Raw genomic sequence first — 1,489 nt, 5'->3', positions numbered from 1 at the left:
GGTCGCGTCCGAGGTGCGGTGTAAAAGTGAACGAGCGTAGGTTGCCGTGCTGAACCGTCCAAAGTTCGCACAACGCAAGGACCTACGCTCGTGGCACGCACACTACCGCCCGTTCAAGCCATCCGTGCCGAGATCGATGCCCTGTTCACCGAAGGCCGTGACCTGGTCGAGGTGATCGAGGACGTCGCCCGGCTCGGCGCCCGCCTGATCATCCAGACCGCCGTCGAAGCCGAGGTGGACGCCTTCCTCGGCCGCGCCCGCTACCAGCGGGCCGCCACCGTCACCACAACCGGCGGCGATGAGGAGCCCTCGGTGCGGCCGGGCTACCGCAACGGGCACTGCCCGACCACCGTTAAGACCACCAGCGGGCCGATCACCATTGCCCGGCCCAAGCTGCGCGGCACCACCGAGAAGTTCGCCTCCCGCCTGTTCGGCACCGGTGTCACCCGCACTCACGCGCTGGAGACGCTGGTCATCGCCTCGTTCGTGCGCGGCCTGTCCGTCCGTGACGTCGAAGGGGCGCTGGCTGACGCGCTCGGCCCCGAGGCCGCCCTGTCCAAGTCGACGGTCTCCACGATCTGCCAGGCCATCGTCGCCGAGTACGACGCCTGGTGCCGCCGTGACCTGACCAGCATCGAGCTGGACTACCTGTTCTTGGACGCCTCGCACTTCAAGATGCACGACGGGCAGCGGGCCGAGCCGATCCTGGCCGCCTGGGGCATCACTACCGCAGGCAAGCCCGTCTTCGTCGGCCTGGCCGCCGCCGGATCGGAGTCCACAGACGCCTGGCACGATTTCCTCACCGACCTCCTCGTTCGCGGCCTGCGCCCTCCGCTGCTCATCGTCTCCGACGGCGCGCCCGGCCTGATCAGCGCCGCCGAGCAGGTCTTCGCACCCTCGCTGCGCCAAAGGTGTCTCGTGCATCGCGCCCGAAACGTGCTGGCCAAGGTCAGCACCGGCGACCAGGCCGAGGTGAAGGCCGCCTACTGGCAGATCTTCGACCTCGGCGACCTCGGCGACCTCGGCGACGACGTCAAGGTCGGCCAGCAGCTCGTGGACTGGGTGCAGCGGCGCATCGACGCCTTTGCCGACACGTGGGCCGGCCGGTATCCGGCAGCGGTCAAATGCCTGCTCACCGACCGCCAAAGCCTGACCACCTACCTGCGCTTCCCGATCGAGCACCACAAGCGCGTGCGGCACTCCAACTTCATCGAACGCACCTTCGGCGAGACTCGCCGGTGCGTCAAGGTCATCGGCCGCTTCCCCGGCGAGACCAGCTGCGTTTCACTCGTGTGGGCCGTACTCGACCGCGCCGCCCGCGGCTGGCGCGGCTTCAGCCTGACCAGCAACGGCCTGCGCATTCTGCAGGACCTCCGCCGAGCCCTGCTGCATCCGCCCGTCCAGCTCCACCCGACCGACGAACCGGCCTTGGCACCCGCCACCGAAGCCGCCTAAGATCCACCCACGGCACCTACCTCGTCGAGCCTTT

Annotated in this window: 1 protein-coding gene; it reads left to right on the top strand. The window is 68.7% G+C overall.

Going from position 1 to position 1,489, the window contains the following annotated elements:
- Positions 1-90 precede the first annotated feature (90 nt).
- Positions 91-1,455 (top strand): IS256 family transposase, encoded by a 1,365-nt coding sequence (locus tag ABFX54_RS56530; protein WP_346115599.1) that lies wholly within the window; start codon positions 91-93, stop codon positions 1,453-1,455.
- Positions 1,456-1,489: the final 34 nt, after the last annotated feature.

It is taken from the genome of Nonomuraea maheshkhaliensis (assembly GCF_039529435.1).
Classification (GTDB): Bacteria; Actinomycetota; Actinomycetes; order Streptosporangiales; family Streptosporangiaceae; genus Nonomuraea; species Nonomuraea maheshkhaliensis.
This window is presented reverse-complemented; position numbering and strand designations above follow the sequence as displayed.